The 21,800-nt window shown below is 71.4% G+C and carries 20 protein-coding genes; 6 read left to right on the forward strand and 14 right to left on the reverse strand.

Translation table 11 applies throughout. From position 1 onward, the window contains the following. Positions 1-4: 4 nt before the first annotated feature. Positions 5-1,141 (reverse strand): hypothetical protein, encoded by a 1,137-nt coding sequence (locus tag ACIQNG_RS27505; protein WP_401488666.1) that lies wholly within the window; start codon positions 1,139-1,141, stop codon positions 5-7. Positions 1,142-1,189: 48 nt separating this feature from the next. Then, complete coding sequence (locus tag ACIQNG_RS27510) at positions 1,190-1,978, reverse strand: nucleotidyltransferase domain-containing protein (protein ID WP_401488668.1); 789 nt, start codon at positions 1,976-1,978, stop codon at positions 1,190-1,192. A 314-nt stretch (positions 1,979-2,292) separates the two neighbouring features. On the opposite strand from ACIQNG_RS27510, the gene ACIQNG_RS27515 reads away from it, so the two are divergent. Further along, on the forward strand, positions 2,293-2,706 hold the full coding sequence (locus ACIQNG_RS27515; RefSeq protein WP_401488670.1) for a RidA family protein: 414 nt from the start codon (positions 2,293-2,295) through the stop codon (positions 2,704-2,706). A 59-nt stretch (positions 2,707-2,765) separates the two neighbouring features. Here ACIQNG_RS27515 and ACIQNG_RS27520 read toward each other — a convergent pair whose 3' ends face one another. The 3 genes from ACIQNG_RS27520 to ACIQNG_RS27530 form a co-directional block, all read right to left on the reverse strand. Continuing rightward, a complete protein-coding gene (locus ACIQNG_RS27520) occupies positions 2,766-3,467 on the reverse strand; it encodes a uracil-DNA glycosylase (RefSeq protein ID WP_401488672.1) in 702 nt (233 codons plus the stop codon). A gap of 214 nt (positions 3,468-3,681) precedes the next feature. Continuing rightward, positions 3,682-5,211, reverse strand: coding sequence for a YfcC family protein (locus ACIQNG_RS27525; RefSeq protein ID WP_401488673.1), 1,530 nt, complete (start codon positions 5,209-5,211; stop codon positions 3,682-3,684). Beyond that, on the reverse strand, positions 5,208-6,809 hold the full coding sequence (locus tag ACIQNG_RS27530) for a M20/M25/M40 family metallo-hydrolase (protein WP_401488675.1): 1,602 nt from the start codon (positions 6,807-6,809) through the stop codon (positions 5,208-5,210). The genes ACIQNG_RS27525 and ACIQNG_RS27530 overlap by 4 nt, the downstream gene beginning before the upstream one ends. Positions 6,810-7,511: 702 nt before the next feature. Between ACIQNG_RS27530 and ACIQNG_RS27535 the strand changes: the two genes are divergently transcribed. Beyond that, positions 7,512-8,081 carry an RNA-binding S4 domain-containing protein gene (locus ACIQNG_RS27535; RefSeq protein ID WP_401488677.1) on the forward strand — a complete coding sequence of 190 codons (570 nt, stop codon included), beginning with the start codon at positions 7,512-7,514 and terminating at the stop codon, positions 8,079-8,081. Positions 8,082-8,244: 163 nt separating this feature from the next. Here ACIQNG_RS27535 and ACIQNG_RS27540 read toward each other — a convergent pair whose 3' ends face one another. The 3 genes from ACIQNG_RS27540 to ACIQNG_RS27550 all read right to left on the reverse strand — a co-directional run bounded on the left by ACIQNG_RS27540 (position 8,245) and on the right by ACIQNG_RS27550 (position 10,729). Then, a complete protein-coding gene (locus ACIQNG_RS27540) occupies positions 8,245-8,748 on the reverse strand; it encodes a DoxX family protein (RefSeq protein WP_401488678.1) in 504 nt (167 codons plus the stop codon). 259 nt (positions 8,749-9,007) lie between these two features. Beyond that, the gene (locus tag ACIQNG_RS27545) at positions 9,008-9,691 is read right to left on the reverse strand and encodes a class I SAM-dependent methyltransferase (protein WP_401488680.1); all 684 of its coding nucleotides are present in this window, start codon (positions 9,689-9,691) and stop codon (positions 9,008-9,010) included. Between the two features lie 111 nt (positions 9,692-9,802). Further along, the gene (locus ACIQNG_RS27550; RefSeq protein WP_401488682.1) at positions 9,803-10,729 is read right to left on the reverse strand and encodes an acyltransferase domain-containing protein; all 927 of its coding nucleotides are present in this window, start codon (positions 10,727-10,729) and stop codon (positions 9,803-9,805) included. Positions 10,730-10,875: 146 nt separating this feature from the next. Between ACIQNG_RS27550 and ACIQNG_RS27555 the strand changes: the two genes are divergently transcribed. Next, entirely contained in the window at positions 10,876-11,202 is a 327-nt protein-coding gene (locus ACIQNG_RS27555; RefSeq protein ID WP_401488684.1) for a DUF6343 family protein, read from the forward strand. 120 nt (positions 11,203-11,322) lie between these two features. Here the strand turns inward: ACIQNG_RS27555 and ACIQNG_RS27560 are convergent, their stop codons facing one another. The 3 genes from ACIQNG_RS27560 to ACIQNG_RS27570 all read right to left on the reverse strand — a co-directional run bounded on the left by ACIQNG_RS27560 (position 11,323) and on the right by ACIQNG_RS27570 (position 13,536). Next, entirely contained in the window at positions 11,323-11,703 is a 381-nt protein-coding gene (locus ACIQNG_RS27560; RefSeq protein ID WP_401488685.1) for a tetratricopeptide repeat protein, read from the reverse strand. A gap of 235 nt (positions 11,704-11,938) precedes the next feature. Next, positions 11,939-12,550, reverse strand: coding sequence for a dephospho-CoA kinase (gene coaE / locus ACIQNG_RS27565; RefSeq protein ID WP_401488687.1), 612 nt, complete (start codon positions 12,548-12,550; stop codon positions 11,939-11,941). Positions 12,551-12,597: 47 nt separating this feature from the next. Next, positions 12,598-13,536 carry a PAC2 family protein gene (locus tag ACIQNG_RS27570; protein WP_401427300.1) on the reverse strand — a complete coding sequence of 313 codons (939 nt, stop codon included), beginning with the start codon at positions 13,534-13,536 and terminating at the stop codon, positions 12,598-12,600. Positions 13,537-13,730: 194 nt separating this feature from the next. Here ACIQNG_RS27570 and ACIQNG_RS27575 point away from each other — a divergent pair, with 194 nt between their 5' ends. Continuing rightward, positions 13,731-14,741: a right-handed parallel beta-helix repeat-containing protein gene (locus ACIQNG_RS27575; RefSeq protein ID WP_401488689.1), complete on the forward strand. Its 1,011-nt coding sequence runs from the start codon at positions 13,731-13,733 to the stop codon at positions 14,739-14,741. Between the two features lie 128 nt (positions 14,742-14,869). Here the strand turns inward: ACIQNG_RS27575 and rpsA are convergent, their stop codons facing one another. Further along, the gene (gene rpsA / locus ACIQNG_RS27580) at positions 14,870-16,366 is read right to left on the reverse strand and encodes a 30S ribosomal protein S1 (RefSeq protein WP_401427295.1); all 1,497 of its coding nucleotides are present in this window, start codon (positions 16,364-16,366) and stop codon (positions 14,870-14,872) included. 275 nt (positions 16,367-16,641) lie between these two features. On the opposite strand from rpsA, the gene ACIQNG_RS27585 reads away from it, so the two are divergent. Both ACIQNG_RS27585 and ACIQNG_RS27590 read left to right on the forward strand, forming a co-directional pair. Then, positions 16,642-17,580 carry a class I SAM-dependent methyltransferase gene (locus ACIQNG_RS27585; protein ID WP_401427826.1) on the forward strand — a complete coding sequence of 313 codons (939 nt, stop codon included), beginning with the start codon at positions 16,642-16,644 and terminating at the stop codon, positions 17,578-17,580. Positions 17,581-17,584: 4 nt separating this feature from the next. Next, positions 17,585-20,461, forward strand: coding sequence for an ATP-dependent helicase C-terminal domain-containing protein (locus tag ACIQNG_RS27590; RefSeq protein WP_401488691.1), 2,877 nt, complete (start codon positions 17,585-17,587; stop codon positions 20,459-20,461). Here ACIQNG_RS27590 and ACIQNG_RS27595 read toward each other — a convergent pair. Together ACIQNG_RS27595 and ACIQNG_RS27600 are read right to left on the reverse strand one after the other, a co-directional pair. Further along, complete coding sequence (locus tag ACIQNG_RS27595) at positions 20,451-21,437, reverse strand: DUF3068 domain-containing protein (RefSeq protein WP_401488693.1); 987 nt, start codon at positions 21,435-21,437, stop codon at positions 20,451-20,453. The two genes, ACIQNG_RS27590 and ACIQNG_RS27595, sit on opposite strands and share 11 nt — an antisense overlap. 21 nt (positions 21,438-21,458) lie before the next feature. Further along, on the reverse strand, positions 21,459-21,593 hold the full coding sequence (locus ACIQNG_RS27600; protein WP_401427289.1) for an SPW_0924 family protein: 135 nt from the start codon (positions 21,591-21,593) through the stop codon (positions 21,459-21,461). Positions 21,594-21,800 lie beyond the last annotated feature (207 nt).

Here is a 21,800-nt window from a genome sequence, read left to right on the forward strand (position 1 = left end):
GGCTTCACTCCACAAGCGCCTCTCTCCCCGACGACCAGACGCCTCTCATGAGTTCACGCCGCTCCCTCGGCGCGGGCAGTCTGCGGAAGCGCGTCGGGGCCTCGCGGTGGATGCAGTCGATGCCGTAGCGGTGCAGGAGCGCGATGTCCTGCGGGCGGGGGGCCTCGGGGAAGAGTCCGGCGAGTCGCTGCGCCGGGCTGGGGCTGTGGGGCGCGTAGTCCAGGAGCTGTCCCAGGGCCTGTCTGACGTGCTGGTGCCCGGCGCTGCTCTTCGCCTCTATCACTTCCGCGCCCTCGGGGCCCTGGATGTAGAGGTCGCTGATCCCCGAGGTGCAGTAGAAGCGCTCCGCGTCCTCCCCGGGGGCGAGGACGTGGTCCCGGTACTCCTTGACGAGCAGTGCCTCCCGACGGTCGACGACGACCATGCGGCGCATACGCTGATATTGCGTCCGGTGCGTACGCATCATCTCGGCCGCCGCGACGCGCACCGGGTCCCTGCCGTCCGCCCCGCGAGCGGAGTCGGCGTCGTCCCAAGCGACTTCGTCTCCCGCGGCTTCGTCTTCCTCGGCATCGTCCCCGGCAGATTCGTCCCCCGCGGGGCGCGGGTCGGTGGAGGACACTGCCGCATCCCAGTCCACGCTGGACGTGATCATGAAGTCTTCGAGCACCGACCGTGCCTTGTCCCCGCGCAGGACCATCTGGCCGGGGAAATTGTGGGCCGGTCTGTAGCCGATGGACGCGTTGAGTTCCGCGTACGGGATCTCGGCCTCCACCAGGTCCAGCAGGCTGTAGACCGTGTGCCAGCTGGGCTCCCCGGTCTCCGGTGGCCACAGCACATCCGCGAGCGCGCCGTTGCGGAAGATGGCGCCGACTTCCGCGATCGCCCGTACCTGGTTCCGCCCGGTGAAGAGGACCACGTCACCCGACCGCACATCCGCGAACTTCTTGTCGTGGGTGGGGGTCGCACCCCAGAACCGGGCCGTTCCCTCCGGGTGCAGCTCGCGCAGCCAAGTGCGCTGGTCCGGCGTGAGCAGACCGTCGTAGCTCGGCTCGGTGAACGCGATCCGACGGTCCACCGTGTCCGCCCAGTGCCGTCGGGTCGCAACGCTGCCGTACGACGGAGAAATGAGTACCCGCGCCATCCGTTCCGCCTTCTCCGCAGATCTGTTGTCCAGTGTCCTGTCGAACGGTCAGAGGGTCGTCGAACGTTCCCGGTTCGTCGACTCGATGAGCTGCCGCGCGGTGGTGAGCGCGTCCGTCGGCCCCTTCTCGCCGGTGTCGTCGGCCAGGGAGGCGATGAGGTCGTCCACGGCACGCAACCCCGCCCGTTCCAACAGCCGTTTCTCGTTGGTCACCCATTCTCCCTGTGCGGCCAGGACGGCGTGGGCCGCCTGTGTCGCCGCCACCGCGACGGCGCCCGCGACCTCCGTGCGGCGGCCGGCCGGGGCGTGGTTGGCGAGGGCGTAGGCGAGGGTCGCCCGGGCGGCATCGAGCCAGCGTGCGTGGGCGGTGGCGCGGAGCCTCCGCGGGAAGGCGGCCGGGCGGGGCAGGGTGCCGCGCAGAACACGGTTGATCGCCAACTCCGCCGCCAGCAGGTACGTCGGGATGCCCGCCAGGTGGAACAGCAGTGGCTCCACCTCGTACCGACCCTCCTCCGCCTCCGCCAGGACGTGTTCCACGACATCGAGGTCGCGGTAGTGCACGTCCACCCTCCGGTCGTCGATCGTGAGCCAGGCGCCGCCGTTGAAGACGCCGCCGCCCCAGTCGCCGATCTCGGAGACCTCGCCCCGCCAACCGATGGCGCGCAGGTCGGCGGGGGTGAAGGGGCCGCGGTAGTAGACGGCCATGTCCCAGTCGCTGTCCGGGCGGTGGGTGCCCTGGGTTCGGGAGCCGCCGAGGGTGACGGCCTGGACGGTGGGGAGGGCGGCGAGGCGGTCGGCCGTGGTCTCCAGGAAGGTCTCGTCGGAGAGGGTGGGCACTTGGGCTCCCGTGAGGGTGAGGGGAGGGGGAAGAGTACGTGGATGGTGTGTCGGGCGGTTCTGGGCAGCGTAGGAGAAGGATCTTCTGTGGCGCGAGTCGATTCGGGTGAGTCGGTGCGGGGGGCCTGTCCGGAGGGGCATATGCGTCGCTCCGCCGATAATTCGGATGCGGTAGGCCGCCTGCCATGGGCAAGATCGGGGCGGTGGCGGCCTTCGGGGGCTGTCGGGTGTCGACCTGGCCCGTGCGGGTCGGTCGGTCCGGCTTCCCGTCTCCGTCACCGCCACCTCTACGCCCCCACGACCAGGAGCCCCCCTTGCTCAAGCGCGTCACCGTCCCGTCTCTCTTCACGCCGCCCACCTACTCCCACGCCACGGTGGTCGAGGCCGCCACCCGGCTGGCGTTCCTCGCCGGGTCCGTTCCGCTCGACAGCGAGGGGAACCTGGTCGGGGAGGAGGACGCCGTACGGCAGGCCGGTCAGGTGATCGCCAACCTGGACGAGCAGCTGCGTGCCGTCGGCAGCGGCCTGGAGCACGTCGTATCGACGGACGTGTACGTCGTCAGCCCCGACCCGACCGTGCTCGCCGCCGTGTGGGAGGTCGTCCAGGACTCCGGCCTCAGCGACGGGCCGCACTCCTCGACGCTGATCGGAGTGGCCTCCCTCGGCTACCCGGGGCAGCTCGTGGAGATCACGGCCACCGCCGTCGTACCCGACAGCCCGGAGTCCTGAGTTCCCGTCCTGGGTTCCTGGTCCAGGGGTCCAGGGGTCCAGGGGTCTGGGGTCAGGGGTCAGGGGTCTGGGGCTTCGACTGCCGCGGCCCTCGCCGCCGTGCGCAGCGACTCGCGGAGCATCTCGGGGGTGAGGCGGCCGGTGAAGGTGTTGCGCTGGCTGACGTGGTAGCAGCCGAGCAGGTGGAGTCCGTCGGCCAGCCGTACGTGCGCCCCATGGGCGAAGGCCGGGCGCGGGCGCGGTACGGGCCGGCCCGCCTCGGCCAGCGCGGGCAAGGTGGCCTGCCAGCCGTACGCGCCGAGGACCAGCACGGCCCGCAGGGTCGGCCGCAGCAGCCGCAGTTCATCGACCAGCCAGGCCCGGCAGGTGTCCCGTTCGACGGGGGTCGGTCTGTTGTCGGGCGGGGCGCAGTGGACGGGCGCGGTGATGCGGACGCCGTACAGTTCGAGCCCGTCGCCGACCGCGACGGACGTCGGCTGTGAGGCGAGACCGACGTCGTACAGCGCCTGGTACAGCACGTCTCCGGAGCGGTCCCCGGTGAACATCCGTCCGGTCCGGTTCCCGCCGTGCGCGGCCGGCGCCAGCCCCACGATCAGCAGCGACGCGTCCGGGGGCCCGAAGCCGGGGACGGGGCGGCCCCAGTACGTCCACTCCGCGTAGGCAGCGCGTTTGGTGGCCGCGACCTCCTCCCGCCACGCGACGAGCCGAGGACAGGCGCGGCAGTCGGTGATACGGCGGTCCAGCGCGGCCAAATCCGCCAAATCTACCAATTCGGGCCGCTTGGGCCGCTTGGGCCGCTCGGGTCGCTCGGGTCGCTCGGGTCGCTCGGGTCGCTCGGGTCGCTCGGCGGGAGGGTCGCCGTGGTCCGGCCTGGCACGGCCGGCCCCCTCAACATCTTCAGCACCTTCAGCGCTCCGGCTGACGTCCATGACATCACCGTACGACGGCATCCCCCTACGATCCCGGCCACCGCGGCTACGTCCACGCCGCCCCGAGCCCCACGAACACGCAGATGAGCACGAACAGGATCGCCAGCAGGGGCGCCACGAAGCGCAGGTACTTGTTGTAGCCGACCTTCGCGAGGGCGACGCCGCCGATGGTGACCGCAGTGGTCGGCACCCAGAGGTTCATCCAGCCGCTCGCGGACTGCCACGCGGTGACGACGACCGCACGCGAGACACCCGCGAAGTCGGCGAGCGGGGCGAGGATCGGCATGGCGAGGGTCGCGTGGCCGGAGGTGGAGGGGATCAGGAAGGCCAGCGGTAGGTTCACGACGAAGACGAGGATCGCGAAGACACCCGAGGAGGTGTCCTTGACGACACCCTCGATGGAGTGGAGCACGGTGTCGGTGATCTGGGCGTTGTTCATGATCACGGTGACGCCGCGGGCCAGCACGATCACCAGCGCCGGAGAGATGAAGTCCGCAGCGCCCTGCACGATCGTGGAGCTGAGCTTCTGCTCCCCCATCCGTGCCACCAACCCCACCAGCACCGCGGCGCACAGGAACAGGGCGGCCAGCTCAGGGAAGGACCAGCCCAGTTCGAACCCGTACGGGATGGCGTTCGCGTCACCCGTGAGCGCGCTGGACCAGGGCACCACTGAGAAGATCATGAAGGCGAAGACCAGCACCATCACAACCAGGACCGCTTTGTGCAGTCCGGTCAGTTCCGGTGCCTCGTCGGTCGGCTTCCGGTCGCGGTCGCCGGGCAGGAATCCGGTGAGCGAGCGGGTGGGATCGCGCCGCACCCGGCGCGCGTACCGGATGACATACAGCACCGTCACCGCCGTCAGCACCACCCACATCACGAACCGCAGCGCGATCCCGTCGCCGAGCGAGATGTCGGCGGCCGAGGAGGCGACGCCGGTCGCGAACGGGTTGACGGTCGAGCACAGGACGCCGATGCCGGCGCCCAGGATGATGGTGCCGACGGCCACCATCCGGTCGTAGCCGAGGGCGAGCATCAGCGGCACGACCAGCCCGTAGAAGCCGAGGGTCTCCTCGGCGAACCCCTCGACGGTGCCGAGGACCGAGAAGACCACCATGATCCCGGCGATGAGCAGCGCCCCACGGTCGCGCAGCCGGTGGGCGAGCCGGGCGATTCCCCGGTCCAGGGCGCCGGTCGCGAACACGACGGTGATGAACGCGCCGATCGCCAGCACGAAGAGGAAGACGCCCGCGCTGCCGTACAGCGCCCCGACCAACTCGGGACCGACCCGCCCGGACCGCTCGTCCTGGATGCCGTACAGGCCGTTGACCGGGGAGAGGAAGAGGTCGTTGAGCCGGTCGACGAAGCTCTGCCCGGAGTCGACGCGGTGGTACGTGCCCTGGATCGGGGCGCCGGACCTGTCGCGGTCGTACAGGCCGGAGGGGATGAGGAACGCGAGCAGCCAGACGGCTACGGTGACCAGGGCCAGGACGGTGAGCGCGCTTGGGAACGTGAACTTCCGCTTCCCCGGTGGCGGCTCCTCGGTCCCCGCCTCCGGCCCGGCACCGGTGACCGTCATCCGCCACCCGCCTCACCAGCGCCCGCCGGGCCGGTCCCCGTCGCCTCCCCTGCGGCATCGGACGCCTCGGGATCCCCTGCCGCCTCGCGGGCGCCATCGGACGCCTCATGACCTCGTCCCGCCTCGGGATCCCCTGCCGCCTCGCGGGCGGCGTCGGACGCCTCGTGACCTCGTCCCGCCTCGGGATTTCCTGCCGCCTCGCGGGCGGCTTGCGCGTCGGCCGACCCGCCCGGAGCGGGCTGGGAATCCGCCGCGTACCCCTCGCCTTGGGAACTCGCCACGTACCTCTCGCCCTGGAAATCCGCCGCGTACCGCTCCACGAACCCGCACATCGCCACGACCGTGTTCCGCAACTCGGAGAAGAGCACCCGCTCGTTCGGGGCATGCAGATTGCATCTGCCGTCCTGTGCGCCGAAGAGCAGCACCTCGGCCTCGGGCACGGCCTGCGCCAACCCGTTGACCAGCGGAATCGACCCGCCCGTGGCGACGTACGACGCATCCGTGCCCCACGCCTGCGCGAGCGCCTCCCGCGCCGCCCGATAGGCGGGCCCGTCCGTCCTCGCCTCGTACCCCGGCCCGGTGTCCCCGGGCGTCACGGTGAGCGGCACCCCGAACGGCCGCAGCGCCCGCAGATGCTCCACCAACAGCCCTTGCGCCTCCGCCGCGTCCTGCCGGGGGTGGAAGCGCAGGTTCAGCTTCGCGCGCGCGTACGGCACGACCGCCGACGCGGCGTGCTCGACGCCGGGCGCGTCCAGCCCGACGACGGTGATCGCCGGCCCGCTCCACAGCCGCTCACCGAGGCTGCCGCTGCCGATCAGAGGGACTTCGTCCACGATCCCGGCCAGCTCCCGGAACTCCTCCTCGGTGTACCCGGCCCCCGCCCAGTCCTCCCGTCGCAGCCCCTCCACCGCCACATCGCCGTGTACGTCGTGCAGGGTCGCCAGCGCGTTGACCAGGACGAGCAGCGCGTCCGGCGCCGCCCCGCCGAACTCCCCGCTGTGCCGCGGCTCGGCCAGCGTCCGCACCTCCACGACCACCTCGGCAGCGCCCCGCAGCCCGGTCGTCAGGGTCGGGGTGCCCGGCCGGAGGTTCCCGAGGTCGGCGATGACCATGGCATCGCAGGCGAACCGCTCCGGATCGGTCGGCGGATACCCGTCGAACGGGCTCCCGTACTCCTCCTGCCCCTCGAACACCACCTTCACCCCGACCGGCGGTCGCCCCCCGTACACCCGCAGCAGGCCCAGATGCGCGATCACATTCGCCTTGTCGTCCGCGATGCCGCGCGCCCGCAGCCCGCCCTCCACCGGTGTCGGCTCGAACGGCGGCGACAGCCACAGCGACTCGTCACCGGGCGGCTGCACGTCGTAGTGCGAGTACAGCAGCACGATCGGGGCGTCCGGGTGCGGCGGCGGGATCTCCGCGTAGATCACGGGCGCGGTGTCGGGCAGCTCGATCCGGTCCACGTGCGCCACACCCACGTCCCGCAACAACGCGACCAGCAGATCGTGCGCCTGCTCCACCGGTTGGGCCGGGAACCCCGGGAACGCCACGGAGGGAATCGCGGCCAGCCGCTCCAGATCGGCCCTGAGGCCATCCATCAGTGCATCGACCCTGCCAGCGATCTCCACGCCGACTCCCTCACTCACCCTCGACCGACGTCGACCGAGCCCGACCAGCCCTCGCCCCACAGCCTCAGCGCCCCACTCCTACGGCGCATCCGGAGTGACCCAGTGGGGTAAGTGGACGTCGCAAAACCTCTCGGGGGGTTCGGCGGGGGGCGGATAGGGTCGGGGTGTGGGTCCGGGAGGGGCTCGGGCGGCCGGGCAGGGGCAGAAGGAATCCCGGCGAGGGCCAGGCAAGGGCCAGGCGAGGGCCAGGCAAGGGGCAGTAGTGGGGGCAGAAGGAATGGGGACACCGACATGACCCGGGCGAGGACCGGCCGACGCGACGACAACTCCGTGCACCCCGCGCACACCGTGCCGCCGGGCGACGCACTCCGGCACCTCGACAGCGACGCCGGGGCTGACGCCGGGAGCAAGGCCAGGAGCAAGGCCGGGACCGGGGCCAAGACGGGGGCAGGCTCGGGGGCTGGGGTAGAGGTAGGGACGGGGGCAGGGGCAGGGGCTGGGGTCAGGGCCGGGGCAGCGGCCGAGGCAGGGACCGGAGCCAAGGCCGAGGCAGCAGCCAAGGCAGGGAATCAAGCCGAGGCCGCAGCTGAAGCCGGAGCAGAGACCCGACCCCGCCCGGCGCGAAACGCGGCTCCCGGTCTCGGCGACGCGACCGGCACAGCCCGGTCAGCCGTGCCCGGACGGAACGGCGACGGCCGGCCCGGCGAGGAATCGACCCGGCAGGACAACGCCTCTGCACCCGCCGCACCCGGCCAGGCGCCCACTCCCGAAGCCGACGACCCCAAGGTCGCCGCCGCCATCGCCGCCGCCGAGGCCGCCCGGCCGGCCCAGGGGGAGAACGTCCGGATCGACAGCTGGATCTGGGCCGTACGTCTGGTCAAGACCCGCTCGATCGGCGCCACCGCCTGCAAGGGCGGCCACGTCCGGGTCAACGGCGAGCGCGTCAAGCCCGCCCATGCGGTCCGCGTCGGCGACGAGGTGCGCGTCCGCCAGGAGGGCCGAGAGCGGGTCGTCGTCGTCAAGCGCCTGATCCGCAAGCGGGTGGGTGCCCAGGTGGCCGTCCAGTGCTACGTCGACAACAGCCCGCCGCCCCCGCCCCGCGAGGCCGTCGCCCCGGCCGGCATCCGCGACCGCGGCACCGGACGCCCGACCAAGCGCGACCGCCGCGACCTGGAACGCCTCCGCGCCCTCCACAGCCTCGGCCCCCACTTCCCCGACCCGGACCGGCCTCGGGAACGCTGACCCGAGGCCGACGACGCGCCCGCGATCCCGCGATCCGATGCCCCTGCCTCCGAGCCACGTCACCGGTGCCGTGACGTGGCTCGGAGGCAGGGGCATCACCTGGGGCGGGAGCAGTCCTCACGCCCCTGCCGATCACCGCCGGGAGGGGGTTCCCCCCCCCGTCTCACTCCCCCTCCCCCTCCCCCACCCCGGCCCCCGCCCCCACCCGCCGCACCAGCTCCACGTTCTGCTCTCTCCGCGCCCAGGCGATCAGGGCCAGCGGGACGAGCAGGATCAGCGGCGTGGCCGCGTTCTCACCGTTGAGCTCGGTGAGCTGTACCACGAACGCCCCGATCATCAGCCCGCTCAAGCCCACGGCCGCCGCCGACTGAAGCGGCGCGATCAACAGCCCTATCGCCCCGGCCAGTTCCAATGCTCCGACGAGGTACATCCCGATGCTGCCCCAGCCCATCTCGTCGAAGATCTCCGCGGCTGCCGGGAGCGCGAGCAGCTTGGGCAGCGCGCTGGCGATCCCGAAGAACAGCGCGAGCAGCACCTGGAGTCCGCGCAGGGCGATCCGGGCCCGGCGGCCACGCGCGGTCTCCGACTCGGCGAGGACTGGACGGGGTCCCTCGGCGCCGACGGTGACGGCGGCGGCAGCAGTAACGGCATTAGTGGTCCTACGCATCTGGGTCTCCTGTGTGAAGCGGTCCGTCCTTCAGTCACAGGGGTAGACCCTCCCCATACCCAGAACTCATCGCTGCCGAGGCGCCTTTCCACCTCGCCGAGCCACTCAACGATCCCGGCGCATCTGCGTGGGCTCAGTGCGCACGGGTCAGCGGTCCCGGGCTCGGCTCAGCGCTCCGGCTCTGCCACCGCTGGCTCCGCCACCCCGGCCCCACGGCTCAAAGGCCCCACGCCCTCACGCCCTCACGCGTACCGCCGTCTCATCCGTCCGCCAGCACCGCCCTCACCCATATCCCGTCCTCCGTCAGATACTTGTCGACTCTCAGCCCTGACTCCGCCAGAACCTCCTCGAACTCCTCTTGGCTCATCGGCCGGACCCGGAATGTCTGGGTCCATATCGCGTCCGGGAATTCATACGTGGCGTGAACCGAATGCACGCCGTCACCGATCGGCTCGGACGACACGATGCGGACGGTGAAACCGGTGGGGTCGACGCGTTCGCGCGGCACATTGCTGTGGTAGTCCGCTCCCTCCCGCTGCATCAGCACCGAGCCACCCGGCGCCAGATGCTTCACACAGGTCCGGAGGAAGCCGCGCTGGACCTCGCGGTCCCCGGTGTGGACCAGGAACGACGCGAGCATCACCACGTCGAAGGTCTCCCCCAGGTCGAGGCTCTCGATCGGGCTGCATATCGTCCGTGCCCCGCGGACGCGTTCGAGCATGGCGGCGGACTCGTCCACCGCGGTGACCGTGAACCCCCGCTCCAGCAGCGGGTGGGTCATCCGGCCCACCCCGCTGCCCAGTTCCAGGATCCGCGCGCCCGCCGGAACGGCCGCGGCGATGATGTCCGGCTCCTTCCCCACCGGCAGCCGCGAGTACAGCTCCACCGCGCAGCCGTCCGGAGTGATGGCTCCAGGACCCGTACCTTCGTATCCCTCTCGCATTTCGACCTTCATGCCCCTTCAACGCCCCGCCCCCGCACACCCGTTCCCCACCCGTCCCCGTTCACCCGTTCGAGTGAACGCCCGTAGGTCGGGCCTCATCGGGCAGCGCTCTCACCAGGCGAACCACCCGTGCCCCGTGTACCAGTGCCCCCCGTCGCGCAGATGGTCCCCGACCGCCCGCTCCAGCGCCGTCCGGCGCGGCAGCCCCGCGATCTCCAGATCCGGGTTCCCGAACACGAACTGCACCGGCGCGTGGTCCGACGGGTCCGAGTCCGGCGTGTTCACCAGTTGGAACCGCTCCTGGAAGCGGACGATGTTGGACTGCGCGGGAAGGTACTGCCTCAGTTGCCCGTCCAGCAGCCAGGAGTGACAGACCGCCGCCGCGTACGGCTCCTCGGGGAAGTACCGGGCGAAGAACTCCCGTGCCAGCGCCACCGAGCGATCGCAGGCCGCCGCGGACAGAGGCCCGCTGAAGTCGGGGATGTGCACGCTCAGACACGGTGTCTCCGGGCCCGCCTCGATGCCCGCCGCCGCGACCACCGACGCCCTGCGCTCACCGAGCAGCGCCCGCTCGAACTGCAACCGCCCCGTCTGGTACAGCTCACCGCGGAAGTGGAGCCTGATCCAGAACGGCACGTGCAGCCCGGCCGACCCGTACCGGCGACGGTGCACCGCCATGTTCCGCCCCAGGTCGGCGAGAGTGCGACGGGACACGTCCTCCGGAATGCCCCGCTCCTTGTGGTAGGCGCGCGCGAAAGGCAGCGCGGCGAGGAACACGTACACCGGGAACAGCCGGCCCAACGCCTGTGGCCCTTCGTCGACCAGTTCCGTGAACCGGGTGACCTCGATCCGCTCGGGGTCGCGCACAGGGACCTCACCGATGTCCCTTACCAGTTCCTCGACGCACTCCTCCAGCAGACGCATGGCCCCGGCGTCCGACGTCAGCTCGCGTCTCCGGGCGATCACCTCGTTGATGTCCTCATGGGACACGGCGAGGTCCAGCAGCACCTCGGGAAGGTCCACGGCGTCCGGCAACATACAGCCACCCCCACATCAAAAGGGCCCGCCACCAAGCCCAGGTCACAGCAGTGCGCGCCCTCGTCGCGCGGCCCGGCTCGTTCCCGGGACCGCCCTTTGAGAACGCCCCATCGAAGAGTACGTTGCTAGGAGGAGCAGTGATCCGGATGCCGATGCGTACGGGCAACGAACCGCGGACGGCGCGCAGTGCGCTGCGGGCCCGCCTCTGGCTGAGCGTGTGGGGCCTGATCTGGGCGATCTTCGGAACAGTCCTCTTCGTCCTGACCCGGCACCCGGGGTGGGCCATCGCCTGCGGTGTCCTGTGGGTGGTGGTCGTGATCGACATGACCATGATCATCCGGCACATCCGTCAAGGCCCTCACTACCAGCCCGGCCCTGATGTCCCCCCGTACGAGCCGCTCCACGACCACACCCCGCACACGGTCCCCCACAGCCGCCGGCCCTACGAGCCTCCGGATCGAAACCATCCGTGACGCAGCACGCCTCGGGCGATCACAGGGAGTGGCAGACGGTCAGGCGCGGGCACACCGACCCAACAGCATCCAAAGCAGCACCCCGGCACCCCGGCACACCCAGAAAGCGCTCGAAGGCCCTCAGAGGTCGAACCGGGCCTCTTTCAGGTACTGCGGGTTCGGGTCCAGCGCGGCGGCCAGCCGGAAGTGGCGTTTGGCCAGGTCGGGCCGCCCTTGGCGCTCGTAGGTGCGGGCGAGGGCGAAGTGCGCGTAGGCGTTGTCCGGCTCGCGCTCCAGGACGATGGTGAACTCCAGTGCGGCGGGCCTCAGTTGCGCTGCGGCGAAGAACGCACGGGCCCTCAGCAGCCGTGCGGCGGTGTTCTCGGGGTGCGCGGCGATGACCCCGTCCAGCAACTTCACCGCCCCCCGCGGATCCCGTGCGGCGAGCAACTGCTCGGCGGCGCGGAAGTCGATGACATGCGTCTCCGGCGTACGTCCGGTCGATCCGCTGGTTTCGGCCACGGCACAGTCCTTCCCTCAACAGAAGGATTCAACGCCCGCACGACACGCCCGTATTCCACGCCAGCGACGCACCCGTAGGACCCACCCGTACGACATGCCCGCAGGACCCACCCGCAGGACCCACCCGTACGACACGCCCGCAGGACGCATCCGAAGACGCACCCGCACGACATCCCCGTAGGACACACCCGTAGGACACACCCATAGGCCGACGGACCCCCTACAGCGTGCCCGCTCACCCCGGCCGATCCGCCGCCGCTCTCCCCCTGAGTTCCCCCCAGACCTCCCGTACCCTCCGGCCCAGCTCTTCCAGGGGCACCTCGTTGTCGATCACGATGTCCGCGATCTCCAGCCGCTTCTCGCGTGTCGCCTGGGCCGCCATCCGGGCGCGGGCATCCTCCTCGCTCATGCCGCGCAGCCGTACGAGCCGGTCGAGCTGGGTTTCCGGGGACACGTCCACCACGATCACGAGGTCGTACAGCGAGGCCAGTCCGTTCTCCGTCAGGAGCGGTACGTCGTGGACGACCACGGAGTCCGCGGCGGCGGCAGCCTCCAGTTCCGCGGACCGCGCGCCCACCAGCGGATGGACGATCGAGTTCAGCAACGCCCGCTTCTCGGGGTCGGCGAAGACGATCGCACCCAGCCGGGGCCGGTCCAGGGTGCCGTCCTGCGCCAGCACCTCGCGGCCGAACGCCTCCACCACCGCCGCGAGTCCGGGCGTACCCGGCGCCACGACCTCGCGCGCGATGCGGTCCGCGTCGATCAGGACGGCGCCGTGTTCCACGAGCAGCCGTGACACCTCACTCTTGCCGGCGCCGATTCCGCCGGTCAGCCCCACCTTCAGCATGTCTTGAAGCCTAGTGCCGCGAGCGGGACGATCAGGCCGGTCGGCCCTCACCCGTCCCCTTCTCGTTCCGCCAGGAACTTCTCGAACTCCCGCCCGATCTCGTCCGCCGAGGGGATCTCCACCGGTTCGGCGAGCATGTTCCCCCGGGATTCCGCCCCGGCGACGGCGTCGTACTGGTGCTCAAGCCCCTGCACCAGCGCCGTCAGTTCCTCGTCGCCCTCCTGGATCTGCCGGTCGATCTCGGTCTGGGTGCGGTGCGCTTCCGTGCGCAGCGCGTGGGCGATCCCGGGAAGGACGAGTCCGGTGGCCGCCGTGATGGCCTCCAGGACGGTCAGCGCGGCGTCGGGGTACGGGGAGCGTGCGATGTAGTGCGGCACGTGCGCGGCGACGCCGAGGGCGTCGAACCCGGCCTCCATCAGCCGGTACTCCACCAGGGACTCGGCGCTGCCGGGGACCTGGGCCTCCTCGAAGGGGCTCTTGTGGCCGGGGACCAGGTCGGTGCGGTTGCCGTGCGGGGTCAGGCCCACGGGGCGGGTGTGCGGGACGCCCATGGGGATGCCGTGGAAGTTCACCGTCAGCCGGACGCCGAGCCGCTCCACGATCTGCTGTACGGCCAGGGCGAAGCGCTCCCACTCCACGTCCGGCTCTGGGCCGGAGAGCAGCAGGAAGGGCGCGCCGGTGGCGTCCTGGACGATCCGTACGTCGATGGTGGGCTCCTCGTAGCCCGTCCACCGGTCGCGGCGGAACGTCAGCAGCGGCCTGCGCGCGCGGTAGTCCACCAGTCGGTCGTGATCGAAGCGGGCGACGACCTGGTGGGGCAGCGAATCGAGGAGCCGGTCGACGATCTGGTCGCCGGTCTCGCCCGCGTCGATGTATCCGTCGAAGTGGTAGAGCATGACAAGGCCGGCCGACTCCTGGGCGAGCGCCATGTCGACGACGGCCAGGCCCTTCGGCTCCCACGTGTACAAATCCTGCGGATCAAGCACTGTGACCGCCCCTCCTCGTGTTCCTTCTCCACAACGTGACCCGGGGCACCCGCATTCCCGCCCTCCGTCACTCTTGACCGCCCTCTTGACGCCCCGTCACCCCGCCTTTACCTTCTCGAACACTCCATCGTTCACATTCCCACTCGCAGTTCATGTACGTAAACACGATCCCGCATACCGACAGGAGGGTCCCCATGCGCACGCGTCCGCTGCTCACCTCCCTGCTCGCCCTGCTCACCCTCACCACCACGACCGGCGCCCTGCTCACCGCCGCCGCCCCCACCCCCGCGGCCCCGGACCGCACACCACCCACGACACCAGCAACGACAACAGCAACAGTCATCGACGTATCGACCGCAGCCCAGCTCAAATCCGCGCTGGCCGCGGTCGCCCCGGGTGACAGCATCCGGCTGGCCGACGGTGTCTACACCGGCAACTTCAAGGCGACGACACCGGCCACCTCCGGCGCCCGTGTCACCCTCACCGGCTCGCCCGGCGCCGTCCTGACCGCGGGCGGCGGCTACGGACTGCACCTCAACGGGGCGTCGTACTGGACGGTCAGCGGGCTGACCGTGACCGGCGGCCAGAAGGGCATCATGATCGACGCGGCGCAGGGCGTCGTCGTGGACGGTGTCACGGTCCACGGCCTCGACATGGAGGGCGTCCACTTCCGCAAGTCCAGCACGGACGGCCTGATCAGGAACTCCCTGATCTACGACACCGGCAACGACGGCCGGGGCATGGGCGAGGGCGTCTACGTCGGCACCGCCAACACCCTCTCCGACAGGAGCGACCGGGTGCAGATCAGGAACAACACCTTCGGCCCCGATGTCGGCGGCGAGGCCATCGACATCAAGGAGGGCACCACGGGCGCGCAGATCGTCGGCAACACCTTCGACGGGCGCGGTCTGACCGGCGCCAACTACGACGACTCCTGGGTCGATGTGAAGGGCAATGACGTGCTCGTGGAGTACAACACCGGCAAGAACACCACGAACGACGGTTTCCAGACCCACTCCCAGCAGCCCGGCTGGGGGTGCGGCACGGTCTTCCGCGGCAACCGTTCGACGCTGACCGGCGCGACGGGCTCCACCCAACTGGCCATCAACGTCACCAACAACAGCGCCGGCTGCCGGACGACGGTCCACAGCAGCAACACCACGACGGGCGGCAAGGGCCTGACCAACATCCCCGTCACGCCCTAAGGGAAACGTCAGGGAGAACGTCGGGGGAACGCTTCAGTGAGAACGCCTCGGGAAAGCACCGAAGGGACCCCACCTCCAAGAGGTGCGGTCCCTTCGGCTTTCGGCTAGCTAACCCTCAGCGGGTGCGCTCAGCTCTGGCCACCGGCCAGCTTCTCGCGCAGCGCGGCCAGCGCCTCGTCCGAGGCCAGCGCGCCGGAGTTGTCGGCGCCCTCGGAGGAGTACGAACCGCCGCCACCGGTCGCGGCCGGAGCGGCAGCCTCGCCACCCTCGGCAGCAGCGGCAGCGTCCGCCTCGCGGGACTTGATGACCTGCTGCTGGTGCTGCTCGAAGCGGCTCTGCGCCTCGGCGTACTGGTTCTCCCACACCTCACGCTGGGACTCGTAGCCCTCGAGCCAGTCGTTGGTCTCGGGGTCGAAGCCCTCGGGGTAGATGTAGTTGCCCTGGTCGTCGTAGGACGCGGCCATGCCGTACAGGGTCGGGTCGAACTCGACCGAGGCCGGGTCCGAACCGAAGGACTCGTTGGCCTGCTTGAGGGACAGCGAGATCCGACGACGCTCCAGGTCGATGTCGATGACCTTGACGAAGATCTCGTCGTTGACCTGGACGACCTGCTCCGGGATCTCCACGTGGCGCTCGGCCAGCTCGGAGATGTGGACCAGACCCTCGATGCCCTCGTCCACGCGGACGAACGCACCGAACGGAACCAGCTTCGTGACCTTGCCGGGCACGACCTGGCCGATCTGGTGGGTGCGGGCGAACTGCTGCCACGGGTCTTCCTGGGTCGCCTTCAGCGACAGGGAGACACGCTCGCGGTCCATGTCGACGTCGAGGACCTCGACCGTGACCTCCTGGCCGACCTCGACGACCTCGGAGGGGTGGTCGATGTGCTTCCAGGAAAGCTCGGAGACGTGGACCAGACCGTCGACGCCACCCAGGTCCACGAAGGCACCGAAGTTGACGATCGAGGAGACGACGCCCGACCGCACCTGGCCCTTCTGGAGGGTGGTGAGGAAGGTCTGACGGACCTCGGACTGGGTCTGCTCCAGCCAGGCACGGCGGGACAGAACCACGTTGTTGCGGTTCTTGTCCAGCTCGATGATCTTGGCCTCAAGCTCCTTGCCGACGTACGGCTGAAGGTCGCGGACTCGGCGCATCTCCACGAGGGAGGCCGGCAGGAAGCCACGGAGGCCGATGTCCAGGATGAGACCACCCTTGACAACCTCGATGACGGTACCGGTGACGATGCCGTCCTCTTCCTTGATCTTCTCGATGGTGCCCCAGGCACGCTCGTACTGGGCGCGCTTCTTCGAGAGGATCAGGCGGCCTTCCTTGTCCTCCTTCTGGAGAACAAGGGCTTCGATCTCGTCGCCGACGGCGACGACCTCGTTGGGGTCGACGTCGTGCTTGATCGAGAGTTCGCGGCTCGGGATGACACCTTCGGTCTTGTAACCGATGTCGAGCAGGACCTCGTCCCGGTCGACCTTCACGATGACGCCGTCGACGATGTCGCCGTCGTTGAAGTACTTGATCGTCTCGTCGATCGCGGCGAGGAAGGCTTCCTCGTTACCGATGTCGTTGACCGCTACCTGCGGAGTGGTGGCGGTGGTCTCGGTGCTGCTCGTCATGTGGGAAAGGGCTCCGGTACGGACATTGAGTCGTAGGTACTGCTTACGCCGGGAGCCCATTTCGCTCTGCAGAAGCCGGACAGCCTAGGAAGCGCCACCCGAAAAGCCGGTGACGCCTCGACAACCGAGGGGACATACATACAGATGCGAGCGCAGCCTGCTACGTCTGAGGAGCGCAGGCCCGCAGCGCAACTTGTAGCATACGGGGGCAGCCGGGCAGGGTCAATGCGCGAAGACGCACACCCGGGGCGGATCGCCGCATACCCGGCACAAGAATCGTCCCACGAGGCCACGCGGGCCCGGCAGACCTCTCCGGTGCCGCCCCCGGGGCTGGACGGAAGAGTACGACGAGGGAGCCGACCATCCAAGAGCCCGTAGCACCGCAACCGGCCACCACCACCCACCAGGACCCGGCGGCGCCGGACGAGCCGGAGGCCACGCGCCGCGACGCCGGTGTCACGGAGAGTTCCCGCGCCAATCGCGGCTGGTGGGACCGGAACGCGGACGACTATCAGATCGAGCACGGCGCCTTCCTGGGGGACAACCGTTTCGTCTGGGGCCCCGAGGGCCTGGACGAGGCGGACGCGGCGCTGCTCGGCCCGGCGCGGGAACTGGCCGGAAAGGACGTCCTGGAGATCGGCGCCGGCGCCGCCCAGTGCGCGCGCTGGCTGGCCGCCCGGGGCGCCCGCCCGGTCGCCCTGGACCTCTCCCACCGCCAGCTCCAGCACGCCCTGCGCATCGGTACGTCCTTCCCCCTGGTCTGCGCCGACGCGGGCGCGCTGCCGTTCGCGGACGGCTCCTTCGACCTGGCCTGCTCCGCCTACGGGGCGCTGCCGTTCGTCGCGGACCCGGTGCTGGTGCTCCGGGAGGTGCGGCGGGTGCTGCGGCCGGGCGGGCGGTTCGTGTTCTCGGTGACCCATCCGATCCGCTGGGCGTTCCCGGACGAGCCGGGCCCCGAGGGGCTCAGCGTGTCCTCCTCCTACTTCGACCGCACGCCCTACGTCGAACAGGACGACGCCGGCCGCGCGGTGTACGTCGAACACCACCGCACCCTCGGCGACCGGGTCCGGGACGTCGTGGCGGCGGGGCTGCGTCTGGTGGACCTGGTCGAGCCGGAGTGGCCGTCCTGGAACACCACGGAGTGGGGCGGCTGGTCCCCGCTGCGCGGGAATCTGATCCCGGGGACGGCGATCTTCGTCTGCGTACGAGACTGAGCGCGTGATCCGTTACGACGCTCTGGACGCCCTTCCGGTACGCGGTGCCCTTCCCGCGCTGACCGGGGCCCTGGCCGGTCCCGGCACGGCGGTGCTGGTCGCGCCACCCGGCACCGGCAAGACGACGCTGGTGCCGCTGGTGCTCGCCGGACTGCTCGGGGACGCTCCCGCGCGGCGGGTGGTCGTGGCCGAGCCGCGCCGGATCGCGGCCCGCGCGGCGGCTCGGCGGATGGCGTGGCTGCTGGGCGAGAAGGTCGGCGACAGCGTCGGCTACACGGTGCGCGGTGAGCGGGTCGTGGGGCGCCACGCGCGCGTGGAGGTCGTCACCACCGGTGTGCTCCTCCAGCGGCTCCAGCGGGACCAGGAGCTGACCGGTGTCGATGTCGTCGTGCTCGACGAATGCCATGAGCGGCATCTGGACGCGGACACGGTCGCCGCGTTCCTGTGGGACGTACGGCAGACGCTGCGGCCGGAGTTGCGGCTGGTGGCGGCGTCGGCGACGACGGACGCGGAGGGCTGGTCCCGGCTGCTGGGCGGGGCCCCGGTGGTGGCCGCGGAGGGGGTGGCGCACCCGGTGGAGGTGGTCTGGGCGCCGCCCGCGCGCGGGGTGCGGCCACCACACGGCATGCGGGTCGATCCGGCGCTGCTCGCGCATGTGACGTCGGTGGTGCGGCGGGCGTTGGCCGAGCGGTCCGGGGACGTGCTGTGTTTCCTGCCGGGCGTGGGCGAGATCGCGCGGGTCGCGGGGCTGCTGGGCGGGCTCGGGGACGTCGAGGTGCTTCAGGTGCACGGGCGGGCTCCGGCGGCCGTGCAGGACGCGGTGCTGGCGCCCGGGGAGCGGCGCCGGGTGGTGCTGGCGACGGCCGTGGCGGAGTCGTCGCTGACGGTTCCGGGGGTGCGGGTGGTCGTGGACTCGGGGCTGGCGCGCGAGCCGCGGGTGGATCACGCGCGGGGGCTGAGCGCCCTGACGACGGTACGGGCCTCGCAGGCGGCCGGGCGGCAGCGCGCGGGGCGGGCCGGGCGGGAGGCGCCGGGGTCCGTGTACCGGTGCTGGGCGGAGGCCGAGGACGTACGGCTGCCGCGGTTCCCGGCGCCGGAGATCAAGGTGGCCGATCTGACGGCGTTCGCGCTCCAGGCGGCGTGCTGGGGCGATCCGGACGCCTCCGGTCTCGCGCTGCTGGATCCGCCGCCGGCGGGGGCGATGGCGGCGGCGCGGGAGGTGCTGACCGCCGTGCGGGCCGTGGACGCGGCCGGGCGGGCGACCGGCCGCGGGCTCCGGCTGGCCGGGTTGGGGCTGCACCCCCGGCTGGGCCGGGCCCTGCTGGACGCGACGCCCCTCATCGGCGCGGAGCGCTCCGCCGAGGTCGTGGCCCTGTTGAGCGAGGAGGCGCCCCGGGAGTACGGGGACGACCTCGCCGCGGCGCTGCGGGCCGCGCGGCGGGGCGGGGACGCGTACGCGGCGCGATGGCGGGCGGAGGTACGGCGCCTGCGAGCGGTCGCCGGGTCGGCCCCCCACGCCACCGCCGGACCGGCCGCGGACTCCGGCGCAGGGTCGGCTGCGGACGCTGCCGCCGGGCTGGCTGCGGAGTCCGGCGCCGGACCGGCTGCGGGCTCTGTCGCCGGACCGGCTGCGGACTCCGGCGCCGGACCGGCTGCGGACTCTGCCGCCGGACCGGCTGCGGACTCTGCCGCCGGACCGGCTGCGGGCTCTGCCGCCGGGTCGGCCGCGGACCCCGGCAGCGGGCCGGCCACGGATCCCGGCGGCAGGTCGGCTACGGATCACGGCGCCGGGTCGGCCACGGACCCCGGCAGCAGGTCGGCCACGGACCCCGGCAGCAGGTCGGCTACGGATCCCGGCGGCAGGTCGGCTGCGGGCCCCGGCGCCGGGTCGGCCACGGGCTCTGCCTCCGCCGCCCGTGCCGTCGGTGTCGTCGCCGCGCTCGCTTTTCCCGAGCGGGTCGCCAAGGCGGACGGGGGGTCGTATCTGATGGTCGCGGGGACGCGGGCCGAGGTCGGGGACGGGTCGGCGTTGCGCGGGGCGTCCTGGCTGGCCGTCGCGGTGGCCGACCGGCCGGTGGGCAAGGGGCATGCGCGCGTACGGCTCGCCGCCGAGGTGGACGAGGAACTCGCGCGGGCCGCGGCGGGTGCGCTGTACGCCGAGGGGCAGGAGGTGCGCTGGGCCGACGGGGACGTGGTCGCGCGGCGGGTGGCGCGGCTGGGGGCGGTCGAGCTGACCGTACGGCCGTTGAAGGACCCGGATCCCGCGCTGGTGCGGGAGGCGCTGCTGGAGGGGTTGCGGCGGGAGGGGTTCGGGTTGTTGCGGTGGACGCCCGACGCCGTCGTACTGCGGCAGCGGCTGGCGTTCGTGCACCGGCACCTGGGGGCGCCGTGGCCCGAGGTGAGCGATGCCGTGCTCCACGCGCGCGTGGACGAATGGCTGGAGCCGGAACTGGGCCGGGCCCGGCGGCGGGCCGACCTCGGGCGGATCGACGCCGGACAGGCGCTGGCGCGGCTGCTGCCGTGGGCCTCGGGTGAGGCGGCGCGGCTGGAGGGGCTGGCGCCGGAGCGGATCGCCGTACCGAGCGGGTCGCGGGTGCGGGTCGACTACGGCGATCCGGAGCGGCCCGTGCTGGCGGTGAAGCTCCAGGAGATGTTCGGGCTCCAGGAGTCGCCGACGGTGGCCGGGGTGCCGCTGCTGGTGCATCTGCTCTCGCCGGCGGGGCGTCCCGCGGCGGTGACGGCCGACCTCGCCTCGTTCTGGAAGGACGGCTACAAGGGCGTACGGGCGGAGTTGCGCGGACGGTATCCCAAGCATCCGTGGCCGGAGGACCCGGCGACCGCCGAACCGACGCAGCACACCAACGCGCGCCTCAGGCGCTGACGGGCGTGGGGTCGGCCGTGCCCTCGGGGGCGGGCCCGCGTCGGCTGCGGGCCTCCAGGTGGAGCGCGAGGGCGAGCAGGAGCACGCCGAGGGTGAGGAAGCCCCAGGGCAGGTAGGAGGTGAGGAGCAGGACGAGGGTGCGGTTGGATGTGACGAGGTCGACGGTGGAGTCGATGTAGTCCTCGCGCATCTTCACGTGACCGGCGAAGGCGGTGACCTTGGCGCGGTCGCCGAGGAGGGTGCCGCCGCGCAGTTCCTCCTGGTGGATCTCCTCGCCGTAGACGGGTGCGCCGGTGAGGGGCTCGACCCAGAACTTGCGGACGGTGGTGTACCAGCGGGTCGTGCCGGTCTTCTCGACCGACTCGGCGGTGATGCCCTCGACCGGCAGTTCCTTGGGGAAGGGCACCTTGGTCCAGGGGATGGTCTGCTCGAAGTAGTAGACCTCGACGCCACGGAAGTCCTGGGTGCCCCGGTAGTGGATGGGGGCGGTGGCGCGGGTCTGGGCGTCGAAGTACTCGTAGTCCCGTTTCTCCGTCAGGAAGGGCCATTTGAACTCGATGCCCTCGCGGCGGACGGCGTCGCCGTCGACCATCTCGCCGGTGGCGTTGACGGGTTCCTGGGTGTGGGCGTCGAAGATGTACCGCTCGGGGATCTTGGAGACCATCTCGCCGTCGGGTCCGGCGACGTAGGAGAGGCTGTCCCAGACCACGACGTCCCGGTCCGCGCTCTTCTCGATCTTCTCGGACTCCTCCACGTTGCCTTTGAGGGTCTGCACGATGGTGACCTTGGGGACGGTGCGGGCCCGCATGGTGCCGTAGTCGAGGAGGGTGGCGTCCTTGGCCTCCAGGACCATGTCCTGGTACTGGCCGGGCGGGATCTTGGCGAGGCGCGGGAACGCGTACCAGCGCGTCAGGGGCGCGAGCGCCGCGAAGAACACGGCGAGGGCGAGCAGGATCAGGCCGGCCTTGCGGCGCATCTCGGGCTCCCTCCGGAGCGGTTACGGGTGGGCGGGCACCGTGGTGAGGAGCGGCTTCGGCGAGGTCTCACCGGTCGGTGAGCCGACCGCCGTGACCGTGAGGACCAGGGCGAACGCGAGGACGAGACCGGTCGCGGCGGCGATCAGGGCACGCATACGGGACTCCTGGCGGCGGACGGAGGAGCTGATGGGGTGTCAGATCCGGCACCGTAGCAACGCGGGGGCGAGATGAGAACACGTTGCGCAGACGGTGCCTCGCCGCACGACGACGAGGGCGCCCCGGCCGCCGTGGCGGTGGGGGCGCCCTCGTGGGATGCCGCACGGATCTACGACCCTGTCGTGCCGCTCGCGCTCGGTCCTACG

This window comes from Streptomyces sp. NPDC091377 (assembly GCF_044757045.1).
GTDB lineage: Bacteria > Actinomycetota > Actinomycetes > Streptomycetales > Streptomycetaceae > Streptomyces.

Bases quoted from the DNA above. Each gene is read 5' to 3' on its own strand.
- ACIQNG_RS27505 (WP_401488666.1), bottom strand. From the start codon at position 1,141: ATGGCGCGGGTACTCATTTCTCCGTCGTACGGCAGCGTTGCGACCCGA.
- ACIQNG_RS27525 (WP_401488673.1), bottom strand. From the start codon at position 5,211: ATGACGGTCACCGGTGCCGGGCCGGAGGCGGGGACCGAGGAGCCGCCA.
- ACIQNG_RS27530 (WP_401488675.1), bottom strand. From the start codon at position 6,809: ATGGATGGCCTCAGGGCCGATCTGGAGCGGCTGGCCGCGATTCCCTCC.
- ACIQNG_RS27540 (WP_401488678.1), bottom strand. From the start codon at position 8,748: ATGCGTAGGACCACTAATGCCGTTACTGCTGCCGCCGCCGTCACCGTC.
- ACIQNG_RS27545 (WP_401488680.1), bottom strand. From the start codon at position 9,691: ATGCGAGAGGGATACGAAGGTACGGGTCCTGGAGCCATCACTCCGGAC.
- ACIQNG_RS27550 (WP_401488682.1), bottom strand. From the start codon at position 10,729: ATGTTGCCGGACGCCGTGGACCTTCCCGAGGTGCTGCTGGACCTCGCC.
- ACIQNG_RS27555 (WP_401488684.1), top strand. From the start codon at position 10,876: ATGCCGATGCGTACGGGCAACGAACCGCGGACGGCGCGCAGTGCGCTG.
- coaE (WP_401488687.1), bottom strand. From the start codon at position 12,550: ATGCTGAAGGTGGGGCTGACCGGCGGAATCGGCGCCGGCAAGAGTGAG.
- ACIQNG_RS27575 (WP_401488689.1), top strand. From the start codon at position 13,731: ATGCGCACGCGTCCGCTGCTCACCTCCCTGCTCGCCCTGCTCACCCTC.
- rpsA (WP_401427295.1), bottom strand. From the start codon at position 16,366: ATGACGAGCAGCACCGAGACCACCGCCACCACTCCGCAGGTAGCGGTC.
- ACIQNG_RS27595 (WP_401488693.1), bottom strand. From the start codon at position 21,437: ATGCGCCGCAAGGCCGGCCTGATCCTGCTCGCCCTCGCCGTGTTCTTC.
- ACIQNG_RS27600 (WP_401427289.1), bottom strand. From the start codon at position 21,593: ATGCGTGCCCTGATCGCCGCCGCGACCGGTCTCGTCCTCGCGTTCGCC.